Genomic DNA, 20,566 nt, shown 5'->3' with positions numbered 1-20,566 from the left:
TATTTGTGTACAGGTAGTTGTAACGTTGTTGCTGTACAAAATAAAACAGCACATCCAGCTGCCAGCGTTTATACTGAAGGCGGTGCTGCCAGCCGCCATACAGCTGGGTGCCCGTGCGTTTTGTATAGGTGTAATCACCGGGAAAGCTAAAGTTCTTATCTCCATCCAGGTCTTTGAACCGGTATACACCTGTTGCAGGATCTACTGCTTCCAGCTGCGCGCCCTTGAATATATTTAATGGCTGGCCGGCTGTGTAGGTGTTGTTGTAGCTGGAGGTTTCAATGCCGGGAAAGCTCACCAGCTTATTGCGGGGTATGCTCATATTCAGGCCGCTGGTCCAGGTAAGGTTTGCACTTTTAATAATGTTTGCGCTGATGTCAAATTCCCAACCGGTATTATCCACTATGGCGGGCAGGTTACGGCGCACGTTATCAAACCCCGTAGTGCCGGGCAATGTATAGCCCACCAGCTGGTTAGATGAACGGTTATGGTAGCGGATAACGGTAACCAATATACGATTTTCTAAAAAGCCCAGCTCCAGCGCTGCTTCCAGCTTCACGTTCTGCTCCCACCCGTAGAATGGATTGTACAGGCGGGAGGCGTACAGCCCGCGGACGCCCTGGTAAGCGGGCGCGGAGGAATAGGTGTCCAGGTAGCCGTAATCTGTGATCTGGTCATTACCGGTTATGCCGTAGCTGCCTCTCAGCTTGCCAAAGCTCAGCACACGGCTGTTCTTCAGCCAGGCTTCTTCGGAAAATATCCAGGCCAGGCCGGCTGCGCCGAAATTTGCAAACCGGTTCCCGGGGCCAAAGCGGCTGGACCCATCGCGGCGGCCGGTGAGGTTTACAATATACTTATGCAGCCATGCAAAGTTAAGGCGGCCAAACAGCGCGGTATACCGGTACTTTGTATTTACTACACCCATGGGAGTTATAGTGCCTGCAGCCGTAAGTTCTTCCAGCAGGGCATCGCTGGCATAGCCGGTGCCTAAAAAACACTGCTGGCTGCGTACATCCTGCTGAAACGTTGCACCTGCCAGGGTAGTTATTATACCATTATTCCAGAGCGTATCTTTAAAAACAAGCTGCGGCTCCATGATCCAGCTGCGCAAATCACCATTGGCAAAATAACTGTAGCCTGTTGTGGCGGCAAATGCCGGGTTCAGGGAGGAAACAGGATTTACCTGCATCTCATCCATTTGCATATGGGTGTAGCCAATGCTGGTTTTCAGCTCCAGGGGTTTTAATACCTGGTAGCTTAATACAGCGCCTGCCAGCAGGTTGCTGCCGTTGGCGGTGTAGCGCCTTAGCACGTTCGCGTAGGGATTATCAAATGTATTGTTCTGCCAGTTGATGCCGCCCAACCGGTTGTACACCGGCGGGCTATTGGGCGGCGTGTTTGAAAAGGCTGCCAGGTCAGTAGCCGGCAGCTGGTTCCCGTCGCCTGTATAACCTGCCATCAGCACAGCTTTACCCCGTTTGCCGGGATCGCGGGTAGTAAAAGTGGCGTGCATGCTAACGGCTGCTTTCCGGTAAGCAAAATCACCGGGGTACGCAGTGGTTTCACGGCGGTAGGCGCCGCTTACCGCGTATAAGGCATTTTCAGCACCGCCGGTTACAGCGCCCTGTACATCGGTAATGTGTGATGTACCGCCGATCATTTCTTGCTGCCAGTTCGTATAACGGGTACTATCCCAGTGCATGTCATAATCCGAAGGCCCCGGCACGGCTCCATCGTTGCGGAAAGCCTCCCGGCGCATCTGCAGGTATTGGGTGGTGTTCAGGTAGGGCACCTGGTGCGCAGCCTGTCCTATGCCTGTATAAACATTTACACTGGCCTGTGCTTTGCCGCGCCGGCCTTTTTTAGTGGTAACCAGCACAACGCCGTTGGCGCCCCTGGAGCCATAGATGGCCGTGGCATCTGCATCTTTCAGCACATCAATACTTTCAATATCGTTTATATTAATAAGATTAAGCGGACTGGATGCATTGTTGGCTCCCAGGCCGGCATTATCGCCTAACGACCACGTGAGCGGGGTTGCGGTAAGGGGTATGCCATCAATAATATATAGTGGATTATTACCACTGCTGATACTGTTACGGCCCCGCAGCGCTACCTTAAAATCGCTCCCGGGCAGGCCGGAGGCCTGCATAATATCCAGGCCCATAATGCGTCCCTGCATTGCCTGCAACGGGTTAGACACAGGCTGTTCCGCAATATCGGCCGCAGTGATGCGGCTTACAGAACCGGTAAGATCGCGGCGGATGGCCGAACCATAAGCAATAATCACTACTTCGTTCAGCCCTGTTACCGCGGGCGACAGCCGTACGTTAAGGTGCTCGCTGTTCTCCTCCTCAAGCGGTATTTCTTTTGGATTATAGCCCATAGAGCTCACCACCAGGGTAGCGGTTTTATCAACGGTTAAAGTGAAAGCGCCTGTTTCATCGGTTGTTACGCCGCGGCGGGCGCCTTTTACCAGCACGGTAGCCCCGGGTATGGGCATGTTGCCCTGGTTAGTGACCATGCCCTGGATATTTAAACGGTCAATGTCCGGGTCCTCATCTTCATCCGTATTGCCGCCTTCTTTTGCGGGCATAATCACAAAAGTTTCTTCCCGGAAGTACCAGGTAAGGCGCCGTTTTTTCAGCAGGAACCTGAGCACCTTATTTAACCGGTCATTCCTGAATTTAACATTCAGCCGTTCTGCGCTGCTAAGCTGTTCATCGTTATAAAAAGCCTGATAACCTGTTTGATCCCATATGGCATTGAATATATCCGCTATCCGGATTTTTTTTGCAACCAGCGTAACGCGGGCATCTCCGGGCTTTGGGGCCTGCGCCTTCAACGTGTTATAACCATTTCCGGTTAATATTAATATGAGGGTTATCAGCTGCCTGTAGATAAGCGGTATATATGCATGTTTCCTTATCATAATCGTGGGGGCTGATCAACATTAGAGGGTATTATAAACATTGTCATTATGGACGACGCGCTAAAATGTAAAAACTGTTTTTTGTGGAATAAAGACACTTGCCATCCCGCAACGGGCTATCTGCATAAAATAAATTCAGGGCTGCTGCTGCCTTCACACGCGCATTCCGCTGCTGCAGCGCTTTTCAGGGGCCTACTATCATTCACAAACAGGTATAAAAATATTCCGGTAACCAAATGGTTTCATTATTTTTGCAGCAGGGCGGCGGTTCCGCCCTGTTTAACACTATTCTGATGAGAAGGGACGTTTTCCAGGCAATTGCAGATCCGACGAGAAGAGCCATCATTCACCTGTTATCACAGCAGGCGCTGAACCTGAACGCAGTGGCAGACAACTTCAGTATCAGCCGGCCGGCTATTTCCAAGCATATTAAAATTCTAACGGAGTGCGGGCTGGTGGTGATAAAGCAGCAGGGGCGGGAAAGATACTGCTATGCTGAATTACAGCAGCTGCGGGAAGTGGCGGAGTGGACGGAAAAGTACCGCGCTTTCTGGACGCATAAGCTGGATGCACTGGAAAATTTCCTGGCAAAGACCCAACCCAAATCCAAAAAATAACATCCCGAAAATCATACTGATCAGCCCACTTTAAAAACAACACTTACAATCTCCGCTGTTAAGCTACCACAGCCGGTTTACGGGTATATAAATTATGTATTGCGAGATCCGTCCGGTGCTTTTTCCCGTATATCTCGTCATATGGGCTGGTTATAATCAATACTCTCTTTGTGGCTGAATTCGGGAAGTACTACCGCATGTGATTTTATTTTTCACGGCATCAATTTTTGTTGCATGAACGCAAATGACCAACTTTTATTAAACCAGTTAAAGGCCGGTGACATGACTGCTTTTGCAGAAGTTTTCCGTTTGTACCGCCGCTGGCTAACCTATGTTGCATATACGTTTTTGGAAGATGAAACAGAGGCGCAGGACCTTGTACAGGATTTTTTTATGGATTGCTGGGAGAAGGGGCTGTTTAACAATGTAACTGTGTCGCTGAAAAGTTTTTTGCATTGCGCTATCCGTAACCGCAGCCTGAACCGGCTGCGGGACAGCGCTTTACGCCGGAAAAAGCTGCATCTGTTATCGCAGGCCACAACTGCCGCACCCCCTGATACAGCGGAACCCAATGAGTTCTGGGAACAGCTGGAACAGGCGGTGCAGCAGGTGCCTCCTATGTCGGCCAGGGTATTTAAGCTGACTTATTTTTCCGGCATGAAACGAAAGGAAGTGGCGCTGAGCCTGGGCATCAGCCCTTCAACCGTAAAGCATCAGCTGGCCCGTTCGCTGCGTATTGTACGCAGCCTGCTGGGCAATGCGCAGCCTTATCAATGATCTTCCGTTTCCAATACCACGGGGCCTAACAGGCCGCTTTCCAGCAGCTGCCATTCGGGACGGATCGCAATATTGGTTTTGGTATACCGTTTTTCCGCCGGCTGGTCACGGTCGCCTACCAGGCGGTTGCGCCAGCTGTTAATTACCTCTACTTCCAGTACGTTCCTGCCGGGCTGCAGTATATCGCTAACGGGTATACGATAAGGCGGCGTCCATAGCACGCCCAGTGGCTTCCCGTTCAGCTTTACCGCTGCAATGCCCACGTCCTTTACCACACCCAGGTTTAAATATACTTTTTGCTGCTGCTTTGCATCATAGTTAAACGCTTTGCGGTATACCACGCTGCCGGAGTAATAGCGGATGCCGGGCTCGGGCCGTTGCGTCCAGCTGGTTAGCACGGGGAAGGTTACAGCGGCCGGGCCGCCCCAGCGCTCGTCAAAATGCAGCTCCCAGGGGCCTTGCAGCGTATCTGTGACTGTAAAGCCGGGAAAGTTGGTACGCGCCACACCCTGCTGCGCGGCAGGTATGGGCTTGCGGAACACTACAAACCAGGCGCCATAAGGAGCAAAAGACACCGGCACCGTGGTAAGGCCATTGGCCTGGCTATAGGCAGCCGCCGGCTGTGTGCGGCCGGTAACCGGGTCCCAGAATTCCGGCAAACGCCCGCTTACCCGGAAGGTAATGCTGGCATTCACCGCTAACGGGCGGCGGTTGCTGACAAAGTAATAATCCATGCTGTTATAACGGTGATGGATATATCCAAATGTATCTGTTGCTGTTGCTGTAAAATGACAATCTTCCGCTACGCGCTGTAAGGCCAGCCATTGTGCGGCAGTATATCCCCAGGCTATGCGGCCTTTGCCTACCGCGCGGCTGCCGGGCTGTTGGTTGGCCGTGCTGTCGGCCCCCCATAAATGAGCGGTGAGCTGCTGCAGCGTTTTACCGGAAGCAGGGTATTTTTCAAGGCTTACTGTTCTTTGCATACGCGGGCCAATCACGGTAGCGCCGGCCGTTACCAGCTGGTCTATCTTCTGCAATGCGGCCAGCGACAGTACGCGGTGCTTTGGCAGCACCAGCACCCGGTAGCGCATGCCATGCGGCAGCACTATCCAGCCCTGCTGCACCTGCAGGGCCATTAAACGCTCTTCATTAATCACATCATAATCATAACCCGGTAAAGCGCCCGCAGGATCATCTTCCTTTAAGCGGGCAATGTTAGGCACATGATCGCCGTAGTAATACAGCACATCTGCCACAAAGCTTCCCTGCTGCATCATGTACTGCACCCGGCTCATGTAATTGAAAAAGGCATCGGCATATTTCCACCAGGTAATGTGCCGGTTAAAATGCGTACCGGCAAAATACTCCTGCCCCGGTTCGCCCATTTCAGGCGGCGAGCTGGTAAAGGTGTGCAGCAGGGTAAGGTTAAGGCCTGCGCATACTTCATGGTCAAAGCTGGGCTTCATCTCTTTCCAGATAATATCATCCCAGTGGTGGCCAATGGTGGTAAAAGCTTCTGCCCCTACCAGGTTCCTGTTATAAATGTGCGCGGCGCTGGCGGCCTGCTTTACGAAAAAGCGGCTTTCGGGCGTTGGGCGGTGCCCGGAGGGCGACCAGAACTCGCCCATCATAATTTCACTATGCCCCAGGTTCTTTAACCCGTCAAAAGGACCGGCATGCGGTCCGGCGCTTTCAGGCTGTATGCCTATTCCATATGCCGCTGCTTTTTCCTGGAACACTTTGTAATGGTTATCGGCCACGCAATCGCCGATGGTCTTGCGAAGGTCGGCCAGGAAGCGGTTGCTGGCGTCCCGGCTGTCAACCAGCTTGCCGGCTACTACAGGCAGGTAAGGCAATATATCGTACCCGCGGCGGCTGCGGAACTCCTGCTGAAAGTTTTCCGTCCAGTTAACGCCGCCCAGCTCCCAGCTGTCTGTTTGCAGGTAACGGAGCGTGGTGCCGGCATCTTTTCCTATGCTTTGCAGCAGCGGCTGCACATGCGTATTCCAGTAGCGGGTAAAATGTTCCCGGCTCAGGTAATCAATTACAAGACCCTGCCATTTGCCGCTGGAGGTGGAAATGTCGGCGCCGTTAAGCGTGTACCCGAAGCGCATAATCACCCATTTGCCGGGCGGCGCTTTCCAGGTAAGCACGCCTTTTGCGTTCATATGCTGCGTAAGGTTAATAACCGCTGTATGCTGCGTGTGCACAAGCTTATTATCCGCAGTATCTTCATTCAGCAGGAACCGCGTATCGGGGGCGGAACCGCCCAGTTCAGTAAAAGCTGCTTTCAGGCGCAGGTTGTGCAGGGGCTTTATACCGGCGGTATCGCGGTAAGGGAAGGCCAGCACGGCTATGTCGCGGTAAAAGCCGTCATGCGCAGGCGGTAACGGTAAAGACTGCACGTAACGCTGGTTTCCGCCGATCACTGTTTCAGACCAGGTTAAGCGTTTGGCGGCTTCCTGCGGTTGCACATCGGGGGCGCCCAGGTTCCAGCCGCTTTGTATGTTCAGGCTTAGCACCAGGCCCAGGCGGTGCGCTTCCTGTACGGCAAAGCGGAACAGCTCCTGCCAGGCCGGGGAGCCAAACATAGGCCCTTCGGGCACATCTGCGTTGCCGCGCTGGTTTTGACCGCCTGCGTCGAAAATGCATGCCCCGCTGAAACCCTTTGCCTTCATGGCTTCCAGGTCAAGCGTAATGGATTCTTTGGTAACGTTGCCATTGAGCCACCACCACCAGCAGCGGATGCCGTAGGCGGCGGGCGGCTGCCGGAAATCTTTTCCGGTGAGCGGTGTAGCCGTGTTATTGTTATGTTGCTGTGCAAAGCCGGTTTGCAATAATCCAATGCCTAAGATAACCGTTATATATAACCAGTGTTTCATAATCTGAGTTGAAAATGTAAAATATTAAATGTAAAATTTAAAATGTAAAAGCAGGTGCAGCGTGCAAAGTGAGCACACTGCGTCCATCACTTTTACATTTTAAATTTTACATTTTACATTTATTATTCCTATTGCATCAGCTGCACTTCCCTTCTCGGGTACTGGTACTGCGGCCGGATGTTGGTGTATGCTGCCGGCACCAGGTAGCTTTTCAGGCTTTTTTCCTCAACAGCGTGCGCCTGCATTACCGCGGTGGCCTGGCCGGTACGCAGCAGGTCAAACCAGCGATGATCTTCAAACGCCAGCTCTACCCGCCGCTCCTGCCACACTGCCTGGCGGAACGCTTCCTGCGAGCTTACATTCAGCGCGGGGTTTGCATTACCGGCTGTTTTAGGCGCCAGGCCGGCACGCGCACGTACCTGGTTCAGTAAAGTATATGCTTCCCCGTTAGCTGCAAAGGCGGTTTCATTTAAACATTCCGCCAGCATCAGCAGCACATCGGCAAAGCGGTACACCGGGAAATTGCTGCCCGTTTGATAACGGATGGCATGCGGTGTTTTATACTTGATTACATACGGCACTACCTTGTTGGTGTTGGGATCGGTAAAGGAAAGACTGATGGATGCATCTTTCCGTTTATCGCCTGCTTCGTATGCATCCAGCATGTTCTGTGTGGGAATATTCCAGCCGGAACCGGAGCCGGTATATAAACCAAAGCCGGTAATGCCGCTGCCTGCGTTATATGGTGCAAACTGGTACATAAAATCGCTGTACTCGTTGGAGCTGCCCTCCATATACTGTACCTCAAAAATGGACTCCGCGCTGTTTTCATTAGCCAGGGTATACAGGCTGGCATAATCCGGCAGCAGGGTGTACCCGTTGGGCGACTGCATTACTGCGCGCAGCAGCGGTATGGCTTTGTCATATTGCTTTTGCGTAAGATACACTTCTGCCAGCAGGGTTTGCGCGCTGGCTTTTACGGCACGGCCTTTATCCTTGGCATTTGTCCAGGCATCGGGCAGGTTATCAATGGCTGCCTGCGCATCTGCAATGATCTGCGTATACACATCTGCCGCCGGCTTACGGTCCGCTATGCTAAACGCGCCGTTGGTAGAGGTTACTTCATGCACGGTAAGCGGAATATCGCCATAAAGGCGCACCAGGTTAAAGTAATAGAGCGCCCGCAGAAAGCTGGCCTGCCCGGTTATCTGTGCTTTTACCGTTTCATCGATACTGGCGCCGGATAAGTGATCCAGCACGGTATTACAGCGTGAAATGCCATTGTAGCTGTAGTTAAAAAAAGAATATACATAGCTGTTATCATCCTGCTCGCGGAACTCATCCAGCTCTTCGCGGGAAAAGCCGGAGGCATCGCTTGTATTTTTCTGGTAAGAGGTATTGTCCGACCGCATTTCCGTCATTACCCAATGGCTGCCGGTGTACAAGCCCTGCAGCGGTGCATAGGCGCCGTTCATTGCCTGGTTGAACTGGTCGGCATTTTTAAAGTAGTTGCCTTCTTTCTGGAACTGTTCCGGCGATATATCCAGGAAACCCTTTCCGCAGGCGGAAAGCAGGCATGTAAGCAATAACAGGTATTTAGTGTTTTTCATGTTGCTGTTTTTAATGAGGCATCATCCTATAACTTCAAATTTGCGCCTATTGTAAATGTGGCGGGTACCGGGTAGCCGGTATAGTTTACGCCCGGCGCCAGGGAGTTGTTGCCGTTTACATTTACTTCCGGGTTACCGTGGTAAGAAGAGAATATCCAGGCATTCTGCGCGCTGAAGTACAGCCGCACATCGCTGGCAGATTTTACCTTAAAGCTGTAGCCCAGTGTGATATTCCGTATAGCCACATACGATGCATCTTTCACCCACAGGGAATTAATTTCCCTTGCCAGCGGCGTGCTGGCTACGGTAGTGGGCAGCTTGCCGTTGCCCGGCTGCTGCGGCGAGCGCCAGCGGTCCTTTACTTCTTCCTCTACATTGAATACGCCATCCAGGTTAGTGGTAAAGCGCTTGTACAGGTCCAGCACCTTAGCGCCCTGCGAGCCGTTGATGAGGATCGACAGGTCGAAGTTCTTATAGTTGAACCGGTTGGTGAGGCCCCAGGTAAAGTTGGGATAAGGATTGCCCATGATGGTTTTGTCTGCGCTGGTAATGTTACCGTCGCCGTTCACATCTTTATATTTTACAGTGCCGGGTACCTGGCCTGCCTGGTGCGGCGATTTATCTACCTCTTCCTGGCTCTGGAAAATGCCTTCAAAAACATAGCCGTAGAACAGGCCCATGGGCTGCCCTACCAGTGAAATGTTGGTGCTTTCGCTGCCGGATATGATCTGCGATTTATTGCCCAGGTTACGGATCCGGTTGCGGTTAAATGCAATGTTTACATCTGTGCTCCAGCGGAACGCCTGTGTAAAATTGCGGGTGCTTAAAGAAAACTCCCATCCATGGTTGCGCACTTCGCCGATGTTGGCAATGCCGCTTTCAAAACCTGATACGCTGGGCACATCAATGGTTTGCAGCATATTTTTGGTGTCGCGTATGTAGTATTCGCCTATGAAATAAATGCGACCTCTCAGCAGGGAAAGGTCCAGCCCTGCATCTACCTGGCGGGATGATTCCCAGCCCAGGTCGGGATTAGCCAGCGCATTCACACGCACACCGCTGGCCAAACCGCCGCCCAGCACATAGTTGGTATTATTCAGGAAATTAGTGGAATTGTCAATCACCACACCAGGCAGGTAAGTGTAGTTGCCGATGTTGTTGTTGCCGGCTAACCCATAGCTGCCGCGCAGCTTCAGGTCGTCGATAAACCCTGTTTTCGGGAAAAATGATTCTTCAGATATACGCCATCCCAGTGATGCGGAAGGAAAATTACCCCAACGGTTATTTTCGCCAAAGCGCGATGAGCCGTCGCGGCGGAACACTACACTGGCCAGGTAACGGTCCTTAAACCCATAGTTAATACGGCCCAGGTAAGAGAGCTGCCGCCATTCCTGTACGGATGTTTGCCCCGTAATAACAGCTGCTGCGTTCAGTGTGTGTATATTATCGTCCGGGTACTGGCTGCCGTTAAAGTTGCCGAACTCGCCCCGCTCCTGCTGTGCCGTGTAACCTGCCAGCAGGGAGATGTTGTGGTTTTTCCACTGCTTGTCATACGTAAGCGTATTTTCATTGAGCAGGTTTACCACGGTGCCGGTATTATAGGCGCCGGTAGCGGGCTGCGGCGGCGGGGTACGGAAACCGCCTACATAAGAGGGCACAAATATGTTCTGCCTGTCGCTGCTGTAATCAACATTCAGCGTGGTTTTGAAATTAAGGCCCGGAATAATTTCCCAGTTTACATATACATTGGTTAATGCCCGCACGCTGTTTACCTTATTGGTAGTATTTTCCAGCATGTTCACCGGGTTGGCGTTTGAAAAAGCGTCGGGCGAGCCTATTACCGGCGTATAGCTGCCATCCGGCTGCTTTACGGGCGACAAGGGACTGTTCAGCAAACCCTGCGTAAGAATAGCGGTGTTGAAGTGCCCTTCTGTTTCCTGCAGGTTACGGATGTTATAGGTGGGCGAAAAGTTAAGTCCCAGTGTAATGTTCTTCCGCACATTGCCTTCAATATTGGCGCGGAAGGTGTAACGCTGAAAAGCGGTGTTGCGTACAATACCCTGCTGGTTAAAATAACCGCCGGACAGCAGCACGCGCAGAGATTCTGTGCCCTTGCTCCAGGTTACGTTATAGCTTTGGATAGGTGCGGCACGGGTCATGGCATCGTACCAGTCGGTGCCCGCGCCCAGGGAGTCGGGATTACGGTATTCCGCAGGTACAGATAAAGGATCGAAAGGCTGGCCGGTAAATGCCGCCATATCCTGCCGGTGCTCTGTGCGCCATTGGGCAAATTCCTGTGCGGTCATCATTTTTACGCGGTTTCTTTTATACTCTTTCTGTATACCGGTGTAAATGTCAACCTCCAGGTGGCTGGTGCCCGGCTTTGCTTTTTTTGTAGTGATGAGTATTACGCCGTTCGCGCCGCGGGAGCCATAGATAGCGGCTGCAGAGGCGTCTTTCAGCACGGTAATGGATTCAATATCATTCGGGCTGAAAAGGCTGAGGGGGTTGGAATATTTGTTATAATTGGTGGTGATGGGAAAGCCGTCTATTACATACAGCGGATCATCGCCTGCGCCAATGGAGCCTGCGCCGCGTATGCGCACTACCGGGCTGCCGCCGGGCGTACCTGTTACCTGCATTACCTGCACGCCGGCTACCTGGCCGGTAAGCTTCTGGTCAACGCTGGTTACCGGCAGGTCTTTAATAGCCTCAGCCCGTATGGTAGATACCGCGCCTGTTACGTTACGGCGCTCCTGTTTGCCGTAGCCTACCACAATTACATCCTGCAGCGACTGGGATGCTGGTTTCAGTTGTATATCCGCCGTTGTTTTACCGTTCACCGGCACCTCCTGTGTTTCGTAGCCAATAAAGCTCACTACCAGTATGGCATTGCCGTTGTTTATACGCAGCCGGAAAGTGCCGTCGGGATTAGTGACCGTACCATTGGAGGTGCCTTTTACCGCTACGGTCACACCAGGCAGGGGGCGGCCCTGGTCGTCTTTTACCGTGCCGGTGATCACCTGCTCCTGTAAGGCTACCATATGCGGCTGGCCGTTTTCCAGCGCATACAGCAATATGCGCTCGTCTACCACGCGGTAGCCAATGTCCATGGGTTTCAGCACTTTTTCAAGCAGCACGCCCAGCTTTTCATTGTTGGCGGAAAAAGACAGCTTGCGGTCGGTACGTATGGCCTCCGGGCTATACAAAAAGCGGATGCCGGTTTGCTGCTGCAGCAAGGTGATAATACCCGAAATTTGTGTAGGCGGCACCGTTAGTGTTACTCTCTTATTCAATACATCCTGCGCGGATATATCGTTGGCATATACAGTGCAGGCGAATGTAACTGCCAGCACCAGCTGTAGTACTGTTATCCTCATGACAAGCAGTATTGTGGCCATCCACGGCTTGCGCTGCGATACCTGCTTATTGCTTGCGGCAGGTACAGGCGGGAAATGGGCAAGCATATGAACGACCTGCGATGAATAGCGATCGCTTGATCTCATAACATGAAATTTTGTTCGTTTAATAAAAGGATCCGTTAAATCGTGATTGCTGTTGCCGGTATTGCGCCACAATGCCGGCCGGTGGACTTGATTCTGGTTAATTTTTCATAACTTGGAATTGTTTGTTCGTTTAATAAAAGGATCCGGACAACATTCACAGCCGGTAATGCGCCACATTGCCGGCTTATTTTTTATATTGACCGTTGTTACATATATATTCTCCCCATTGCTGTTCAGGCGGGACAACCTGTACCCCTTATAATAATCTTGGTTCCTCTTACTTCATAGGCTACATGCAACACCTGGCATATCACCTCCATCCTGGCGTTAAAATCCATATTGGATATATCTCCTGAAAAGTGGCAGTTATTAATGCGTTCATTCTCTACCTCTATTTCAATGCCATACACTTCCTCAAAGGTGTGCAGCACATCCGGCAGCGGCGCTGTGTTAAATACAAAGCTGCGGCTATTGGCAGCTACCGGCGCATCATTTGCGTGAATGCTGTGCGCTTTTGCCGCCGGCGCCAGGGGCAGCGGGTCTTCTACCAGCGATGCTTCAAACTGCCGGCTGTCTTCTGAATAAGTCACCTTCTGGTTAGGCGTAAGTATTACCCCGTTGCTTACTGCTGCATGATCCTGCTTATGCGGGACAGCCTTTTTTTCATACACCTCCACCTTACCGCTGCGTACCGTCACCTCTACCTGTTTCCTGGGATTGGTGCGTATCTGGAAGCTGGTGCCCAGCACATGTGTTACCAGGTTGTTGTAATACACATAAAAAGGCCGGTCTGCATCATGGCTTACATCAAAAAAGGCGTTACCCTCCAGGTACACTTCCCGTTTACCGCCTGTAAAATGCGGCGGGTACAGCAGCCTGGAGCCTGCTTCCAGGGTAACAAAGCTGCTGTCTTCCAGCTGTATCTTCATTGGCTGTGCGCCTTCATTCTTCTTTTCACGGAGGTATTGCGCTGCCAGCTGCTGCGTGTGCCTGCTCCTGTAATACTCCATATTATATAACACCAGCACAGTGGTCAGCAATACGCCAATGGTAATACCCGCTACAGCAAACAGGCGTACCAGGCGTCCCTGTTTGGTGGCTATGAGCGGTGGTTCCTCCTGCAGCGTTTTACCGGCAGCAACAGCCCGTTGCATGCGCTCCAGCTCCTGCTGATATTCTTCTTCCGGAAGGTGCAGGGCTGCAAAGCTGATCAGCTGGTCGGCGCTCATGATCACATCCAGCTTCTCCGGATGATTGCTGATCCAGTTCTGCCAGAAAAAAACATCTACGGGGTCTAACTTAAAATAGTACCGCAGGTAAGATTCATTGGCCGCAAAGTCTTCCGGTTCATAAAATGTATAATCCATACGGTTGCATTGTATATTAATAAGTGCAACCGTTATTCCATTTTTACCATGGAATTATTATAATTATTTTTAAATAATACCTAACTTAATGATTAACAGAAAAATAATAGGATGCTTAAATACCTGCGAAGGATCTTGAGTGAGTTGTGCACCTGGTTGTAAATAGTTCGTGGGGTTGTGGACGTTAGGGAAGATATTTCATCATAGCTTTTATTCTCGAAGAATTTCATACGGATGATCTCTATTTGCCGCGGGGACAGCTGCTGTATGGCCCGGCGTACCTTTTCAGCTACCTCCTTCCTGGACTGCAGGAGGATCAGCAGCTCGTCATAAGGGCGCTCTGTTTCAATAACATGGGTTTCTATATCAGCGGTGGTATGCTGCGGCAGCTTTCCGGCCTCTTTCAGTATCTTCCTGCGGAGATAGGTTTTCAGGTAAGCCCCTACATGCTGCACCGGCGCCAGTTTGTGGCGGTTATACCATATTTCGAGAAAAAGTTCATGAATGCAGTCCTTTACCAGGTCTTTATTGCCGCAGGTACGGAAGCCTTCGGCAAACAGCAGCTGGTAATAGTCTTTATACAAGCTGGTAAAGGCAGCCTGGTCATTGTCCCTTATGGATTCCCAAAGTTGATCTTCCACTGGCAAAAGCTGATGGTGAGTTAGCGGAATATAGTAAAATCCACTCAACTGACCATCCTACACCGTCATAGTTCCCTTACCCAAATGTTGCGGAAACTTACTTTGCTGCCATGTTCCTGCAGCACCAGGGGCAGCCGGGCGGGATGATAAACATATTTGGGATAACCGGCATACACCATGGGCCCTTTAATGGCTACATGGTTCTGTATAAGAATGCCGTTCTGGAAAACCGTGATACGGGCGGGTGTTTTCAGGGTACTATCTGCATTAAACACCGGCGCTTCAAACACCACGTCAAATGTTTGCCAGGTTTGCGGCGGCAGGCTGGCATTGGCCAGGGGCGCATACTGTTTGTAAATGCTGCCGGCCTGCCCGTTGTAGTAAATACGTTCCCGGTAATCATAGCTTTCATATATCTGCAGCTCATAAAGCCCCATGAACAGCACACCACTGTTGCCCATGTTATTGCGGCCGTGGTTCTCTTCCGGGTCGGGCGTTTTCCATTCTATATGCAGCTGCATGCTGCCGAAAGACTGCTTTGTGCGGATGTCTTTTGTTTTGGGTACGATGGTGAGCACATTGCCTTTTACCTCCCACTTAACGGCGCTGCCGTCCGGGTGCTCCCATTTGTCCAGGTCCTTTGCACCGGCAAACAGCACAATGGCGTCTGACGGCGCGCGGTTAGGGCCTGCAGGGGTTACCAGCGGCGGCTTGCGTAACCAGTCTTCCGTAGCTTCGGGCTTTACCTCCTGGGCAACCGCGCAGGCGGGCAGGAGGAGCAAGAGCAGTGTTGTTAAACGAAACATGGGATAATTAATAATTAAGGATTGCGATGCGTGTACTGTTTAGTGCTTTATTGCGCTGGCATTGTGCTTTGGCTTTGCATGAGGAATGGCTATGCAACTTCCTATGAAGAGCCATGGCTGCACCGGTGATTATTGACAAACTGCAGGTTATTATTCATTATTCATTGTTAATTATTAATTACAATCAGCTGATTGTTGCTAACCTGAAGGCGATAGTGCTTTCCCTTTTGCGTTTTTAGCTTCAGGGATTGCTGCCCGTATTGCAGCTCGCAGGGACCGCCGGCAGTAGCCGTTAGCGTTAGGCGCTGCAGCCTGCCCTGTTCCCAGCTCATATCCAGCACAAAACCGCCGCGGACGCAAAGGCCGCTTACATGGCCGCTTTGCCAGGCACCAGGCAGGGCCGGCAGCAGATCAATATACCCCATATGGCTTTGCACCAGCATTTCCGCAATACCGGAGGCGCCGCCAAAGTTGCCATCTATCTGGAAAGGCGGGTGCGCATCAAACAGGTTGGTGAAGGTGCCGCCGTGTACCTTGCCGGAAGGCTCCTCTGCCGGCGTAAGCAGGTTTTTAAGGATCAGCAGGGCATGGTTGCCATCTTTAAACCGGGCCCACAGGTTCACCTTCCAGGCCAGGCTCCAGCCGGTGCCGCCATCGCCGCGGTATAACAACGACTGGCGGGCTGCCTTCATCAGGTCCGGCGACTGGTCCCAGGTAATATCCTTACCGGGAAATACGCCCCATAAATGCGATACATGGCGGTGATGGCTGGTAGTATCGTCCACATCCTGCAGCCACTCCTGCAGCTGGCCAAAACGGCCAACCTGGTTAGGCGCTATCTGCCTGTATTTCGTTTGCAATGTTTTGCTGAAGGCTGCATCTATATGCAAAATGCCCGCTGCCTGTATGCAGTTGCCGAACAGGTCACGGATCAGCTGGTGGTCCATGGTAGGACCGGCTACCAGGCCGCCGTTCTCCGGGGAGTTTGACGGGGTGCTGATTAGCCAGCCGGTAGCGCTGTCTTTCACCAGGAAGCTTACAAAAAATTCAGCAGCAGCCTTCATAACAGGATAAGCGGTTTGCTGCAAAAAGGCTTTATCCTTCGTGTACAGGTAGTGCTCCCACAAGTGATGGCTGAGCCACGCGCCGCCGGTTACCCATATGCCGTGGTTAGAGGCATTGATGGGGGCTGTAGCCCGCCACAGGTCTGTATTATGATGCAGCACCCAGCCCGGCGCGCCGTAATGTTCCCTTGCGGTAGCCTGGCCTGTTTGCGACACATCTTTAATAAGGCTGAACATGGGCGCTGTGCAGGCGGAAAGGTTTAATACCTCCGCCGGCCAGTAATTCATTTCAAAGTTGATGTTGGTGGTGTACTTGCTGTCCCAGGGCGGCGTCATCTGATCGTTCCAGATGCCCTGCAGGTTTAAGGGCTGGCCGCCCGGGCGCGAGCCGGAAATCATCAGGTAGCGGGCATATTGCAGGTACAGCGCTGCCAGGGAAGGATCGGTTTCCGGGTTAAACTGGCGGAGGCGCTTATCGGTGGCCAGCTGCGTTTGACTTTCGCCAAGGTCAATATCAAATGTATTGAAGTATTGCTGGTAATCTTTTATATGCGCGGCCCTGATGCTTTCATAGGAAAGCCCTTTAAGCCGGGCGGTGAGCTGCGCGCACAGCGCTGCCGGGTTACCGCTTACATCTTTGTAGTTCTTATAGCTGGTGGCAGCGGTAAGGTATAAAGTTGCTTCATCTGCATCCTGTACAGTAAGGGTGCTATCCCCGACGGTTACACGCCCTTTTTTTACGCTTACTTTCAGCCAGCTTTCACCGTGCAATACGCCATCCTTTACTTTCAGCGAAAGTGCAAAGGTGCTGTCGTTTATTTTACGGAAACTATGTTCCCGCTGCGGTGTTGCCAGGGCTGCGGTAAAGCTGATGCTGCCTGGCTTGCTGGCTGTTAAATGTACGGCAATGGCCCTTTGGGGAGCGCTGGCCAGGTATTCACGCGTATAATGAATGTTGTTGGTGGTATAGGTGGTGCGTGCAACAGCCGTTCGCAGGTTCAGCTGGCGGCGGTAACCTGTTACCGGTGAGGTGGTGTCCCTGAAATGCAGCAACAGGTCGCCAAACGGCTGATAGGCTGCTTCATAGCGGGAAACCGGCGGGGCGCTTTTCAGCCCCATGAAATGCTCCTCTGCCAGCTGCTCTGCTTCTTTTTGCTTACCGGCTGCCAGCAGGGCGCGTATTTGCGGCAGGTACTGCACTGCGCCCGGGTGGGCATGTTCCCGCGGCCCATCTGTCCACAGGGTAGATTCATTGAACTGTAAATGTTCTGTGTTTACAGTACCGTATATCATGGCTCCCTGGTGGCCGTTGCCAATGGGCAATGCAGCTGTCCACTTAGCAGCAGGGCTGTCATACCACAGCGTATAAGGCTGCTTTTTTGCAGGCAGCGGTGTTATGATGTGTGTAAGCTTATTTGCGCTGTATATTTTTTCACCGTCGGCAAATACCTGCAGGCCTTTGCCTTTGTGATATTTTTTCCCGGTCTTATCCCACACGATGGTGAGCAGGCGGCCATGATACGGCACCTGGTCAAGGCAAAACCAGTCCCAGGTTCCGGCGGGTATTAACGGGTTTATTTCCAGCTGTTCATCATTGCGGGGTTTTAACCCTATCAGTCCGCTGATTACCAGGTCGCCAAAGCCGGAGTGGTTGTAAAAGCTGCTGCGCGGGTCATCTCCCTTTAACCAGTAGCCTGTTTTTTCATCCTGGTATTCACCCAGGTACGGCACACCATTCTTCTGGTGCGAACGGGCATAGGTTTTCAGCTCGCGGAAATATACCTGCGCATTCATGCCATCGTGATGCCGGTAATTGGTAAGCAGGTTGGCCAGCGCCTTTAGTGTTTGCGTGGTGGCAAAGGGCCATATGGCGCCGTCCCATTCACAGCCACCGGTGCCGTGCGTACGAAAAGCAGGGTGCCGCTGTTCTGCTGTGGTAATGCCCCAGGGCGCGTAAAAACCTTTGGGATCTGTAAGCTGCTCCCAGGCTTTTGCATATGCGGCCTTATCGTCCGGCAAATCAAAGTACCAGGGAATAAAACCTATTTCTTCCCGGGCAGAAGACAGCGTATCTCCTTTTGCCATGCGTACCTTGAAAAATGAAGCCGTATCGTCCCACAATTTTTCCTGCACAGCTGCTTTGAGCTGAGCAGCCAGCTTTGTATACCGCTGTACCAATGTATCGCGGCCTGCCATGGCTGCTATTTTTGCAATGGCAACGGCATTACCGTACATATAGCTGTTAATGGTAGGGCGTATGTTGCGGTAACGGCGGGCGCCGCTGATAGATTCTTCCATACCATCCCTTACATCAAACTGCCAGAACATGCCGTTGGGCAGCAGCCTTTCCTGCTCCCACAGGCGGTAGTCGGCATCCAGGGAGTCAAGCATGCTCACAGCGAAATTCTTATCGCCGGTAGCCAGGTAATAGTTATATACGGCATCGGCCACCCAACCGCTGAACTGGTGAAGGCGCGGGTGCGGCTGATGCTTATCTTTCTCCAGCCAGTAGCGGATGTACTGGTTCACATACCCGGTATCGCGCAGCCAGCGGCCTTCATATATGTGATGGCCGGTGGCGCAGCTAAGCGCGTTATAACGGCCGGCATGCTTCACAGGTATAATAAATTCCGTGAAAATAAAACCGTCCGGCGTTTGCTTTAAGTGTTTGCGGAAACTGTACCAGCGGTAGTAATAGATCTGCTCAATGGTGCTATCCGGGCAGTCGAGCAGCGGAATGTTCTGCTGCAGCCATTCAGCGGCCTGCGCATCCGGTACATAGTTCACCACCTCTTTTTTATCATCAATACGGTTAAAGAACGCCACGTATTGCTGCAACCGATCTGCTTTCAAAACAGCGCTTTGCTGCTGCGCGTTTGCGGAATGCGGAAAGCAAAAGGCAAAAAGCAAAAAGTAAAAAGCAAAAGGCAAAAGGCAAAAAGCTGAATGCGGAATACGGAACGGGGAATGCTGCATGCGAACTGCGGAACGCAAAAAGCGGAATGCTGAACGCAAAATACGGAACGCTGCGCGTGTAACGCAGGATGCAGCATGAAGGAACGCAGCACAAATACCTGGTACGATTGCGCTATACTGTTTGCAAATGCTTATCATCATGTCATGTCCTAAAAAAAGTAGACAGTATTATTACTACTATTACCTTTTTCTTTTTTTTGCTACTTTTTTTCTTTTTTATAATTCACATCTTAATTGTGAATGTTGCTGTAATTCTTTGATGTACTGTGTATTACGCGGCCATGTGAACCTGCATTGGTGTGCATAACTGTAAAGACCAATGTGGACGACGGGTATTATAGGTCTGTATTGCTTCTCTTACTGCTTTTAAAGCGGATGCTTTATCTGCAAACTCTTCATCCAATAAAAACTCGTCTTTCAGAATGCCGTTTACCCGCTCTGCCATTGCATTTTCATAACAATGGTTTTGCTCCGTCATACTGATGATCATCCCATGCTTATTTAGCAGCTCCACATATTGTTTACAGCAATATTGGATTCCCCGGTCTGAGTGATGGATGGCCCCAAAAGAATCCGGACATTGCTTTAAAGTCATTTTGAGGGCCGCTACTGCCCCTTCTATTGCCAGGCTATCGGACAGGTGCCATCCCGTTATCATCCTCGAATACGCATCTGTTTGCAAAAAAAGATATACAAATCCTGCCCGCGTCCGCAAATATGTAATGTCGCTTACATACGCCTGATGAGCTCCTGTTAGTCCCTTTTGATTCAATCTATTCTTGTACTTATGATAGTAATGCCACGATTGTGTCGTCCTCACATATTTCTTCTTTCTTCTCACCTGCAGGTCATTTTTGCGTAAAACATCAAGGAACTTATCGCGGCCAATCGGCGCTACCAGTTGTTCCATATCTGCTTTTAACAGCTTATATAGCTTTTTGCCACCTATTTTTGGCTGATAACGGCGCTGCTCCTTTACCAGTTCTAATATTACATCTTCCCGTAGCGCCTCAGCCGTATTGGTTGCTAAGGACTTATAGTATCCAGATCGGCTATATCCAAAATAATCGCACAGCCCTTTTATCGATTGTCCTTTTTCTTCTGCACATCGCTGGATCGTTGCTCTCCTAAATTTTTTTTTACATCCGTTTCATAATGCTCATTTACAATCTTTACTAACGTTTCAAGGGCATCTTTGGCCAATGTGGCGTCCGCCAGCGCTATTTTAAGCCGCTTTACCTCTGATTCTAACTCTTTTATACGATCTTGCTCTCCCTTCATTTCTATACGCACAATTTTGTTTAATAAATGATTTTTCCCAAATTTCTTTAGCCATTGCTGAATGGTATAGGTGCCTTTGATCCCGTAGCGCCGACGCGCTTCCTCTA

12 protein-coding genes are annotated in these 20,566 nt (G+C 51.3%); 2 read left to right on the top strand and 10 right to left on the bottom strand.

Annotated features, from left to right (window positions below):
* Window positions 1-2,932 (bottom strand): SusC/RagA family TonB-linked outer membrane protein (locus VFS25_RS21680; RefSeq protein ID WP_326464274.1); only part of this gene is annotated, 2,932 nt, incomplete at its 3' end.
* A 236-nt stretch (window positions 2,933-3,168) separates the two neighbouring features.
* Here VFS25_RS21680 and VFS25_RS21675 point away from each other — a divergent pair.
* A complete protein-coding gene (locus VFS25_RS21675; RefSeq protein ID WP_414647779.1) occupies window positions 3,169-3,549 on the top strand; it encodes an ArsR/SmtB family transcription factor in 381 nt (126 codons plus the stop codon).
* Between the two features lie 234 nt (window positions 3,550-3,783).
* Complete coding sequence (locus VFS25_RS21670; protein WP_326464273.1) at window positions 3,784-4,326, top strand: RNA polymerase sigma factor; 543 nt, start codon at window positions 3,784-3,786, stop codon at window positions 4,324-4,326.
* Here VFS25_RS21670 and VFS25_RS21665 read toward each other — a convergent pair.
* From VFS25_RS21665 to VFS25_RS21625, 9 genes are all read right to left on the bottom strand, one after another.
* Entirely contained in the window at window positions 4,320-7,208 is a 2,889-nt protein-coding gene (locus tag VFS25_RS21665; RefSeq protein ID WP_326464272.1) for a glycosyl hydrolase, read from the bottom strand. The two genes, VFS25_RS21670 and VFS25_RS21665, sit on opposite strands and share 7 nt — an antisense overlap.
* Window positions 7,209-7,336: 128 nt before the next feature.
* Window positions 7,337-8,818, bottom strand: coding sequence for a RagB/SusD family nutrient uptake outer membrane protein (locus VFS25_RS21660; RefSeq protein WP_326464271.1), 1,482 nt, complete (start codon window positions 8,816-8,818; stop codon window positions 7,337-7,339).
* Between the two features lie 26 nt (window positions 8,819-8,844).
* On the bottom strand, window positions 8,845-12,324 hold the full coding sequence (locus tag VFS25_RS21655; protein WP_326464270.1) for a TonB-dependent receptor: 3,480 nt from the start codon (window positions 12,322-12,324) through the stop codon (window positions 8,845-8,847).
* 233 nt (window positions 12,325-12,557) lie between these two features.
* A complete protein-coding gene (locus tag VFS25_RS21650; protein ID WP_326464269.1) occupies window positions 12,558-13,691 on the bottom strand; it encodes a FecR family protein in 1,134 nt (377 codons plus the stop codon).
* Window positions 13,692-13,783: 92 nt separating this feature from the next.
* Window positions 13,784-14,332, bottom strand: a complete 549-nt coding sequence (locus tag VFS25_RS21645; RefSeq protein WP_326464268.1) for a sigma-70 family RNA polymerase sigma factor — start codon at window positions 14,330-14,332, stop codon at window positions 13,784-13,786.
* Between the two features lie 65 nt (window positions 14,333-14,397).
* Window positions 14,398-15,114: a DUF1080 domain-containing protein gene (locus VFS25_RS21640; RefSeq protein WP_326464267.1), complete on the bottom strand. Its 717-nt coding sequence runs from the start codon at window positions 15,112-15,114 to the stop codon at window positions 14,398-14,400.
* 191 nt (window positions 15,115-15,305) lie between these two features.
* Window positions 15,306-19,055 (bottom strand): glycosyl hydrolase family 95 catalytic domain-containing protein, encoded by a 3,750-nt coding sequence (locus VFS25_RS21635; protein ID WP_326464266.1) that lies wholly within the window; start codon window positions 19,053-19,055, stop codon window positions 15,306-15,308.
* Window positions 19,056-19,449: 394 nt separating this feature from the next.
* Window positions 19,450-20,253, bottom strand: a complete 804-nt coding sequence (locus tag VFS25_RS21630; protein ID WP_326464275.1) for an IS3 family transposase — start codon at window positions 20,251-20,253, stop codon at window positions 19,450-19,452.
* 5 nt (window positions 20,254-20,258) lie between these two features.
* The coding region (locus VFS25_RS21625; RefSeq protein ID WP_326464265.1) for a hypothetical protein at window positions 20,259-20,566 on the bottom strand (308 nt) is incomplete at its 5' end.

It is taken from the genome of Chitinophaga sp., assembly GCF_035761305.1.
In the GTDB taxonomy this organism is placed as follows: Bacteria; Bacteroidota; Bacteroidia; order Chitinophagales; family Chitinophagaceae; genus Chitinophaga.
The sequence above is the reverse complement of the archived record's forward strand: the minus strand, read 5'-3'. Positions and strand labels throughout refer to the sequence as shown.

What these genes read in the sequence shown, in the direction of transcription:
- VFS25_RS21660 (WP_326464271.1), bottom strand. Translation starts at nt 8,818, where the DNA reads ATGAAAAACACTAAATACCTGTTATTGCTTACATGCCTGCTTTCCGCC.
- VFS25_RS21650 (WP_326464269.1), bottom strand. Translation starts at nt 13,691, where the DNA reads ATGGATTATACATTTTATGAACCGGAAGACTTTGCGGCCAATGAATCT.
- VFS25_RS21675 (WP_414647779.1), top strand. Translation starts at nt 3,169, where the DNA reads ATGGTTTCATTATTTTTGCAGCAGGGCGGCGGTTCCGCCCTGTTTAAC.
- VFS25_RS21670 (WP_326464273.1), top strand. Translation starts at nt 3,784, where the DNA reads ATGAACGCAAATGACCAACTTTTATTAAACCAGTTAAAGGCCGGTGAC.
- VFS25_RS21665 (WP_326464272.1), bottom strand. Translation starts at nt 7,208, where the DNA reads ATGAAACACTGGTTATATATAACGGTTATCTTAGGCATTGGATTATTG.
- VFS25_RS21655 (WP_326464270.1), bottom strand. Translation starts at nt 12,324, where the DNA reads ATGAGATCAAGCGATCGCTATTCATCGCAGGTCGTTCATATGCTTGCC.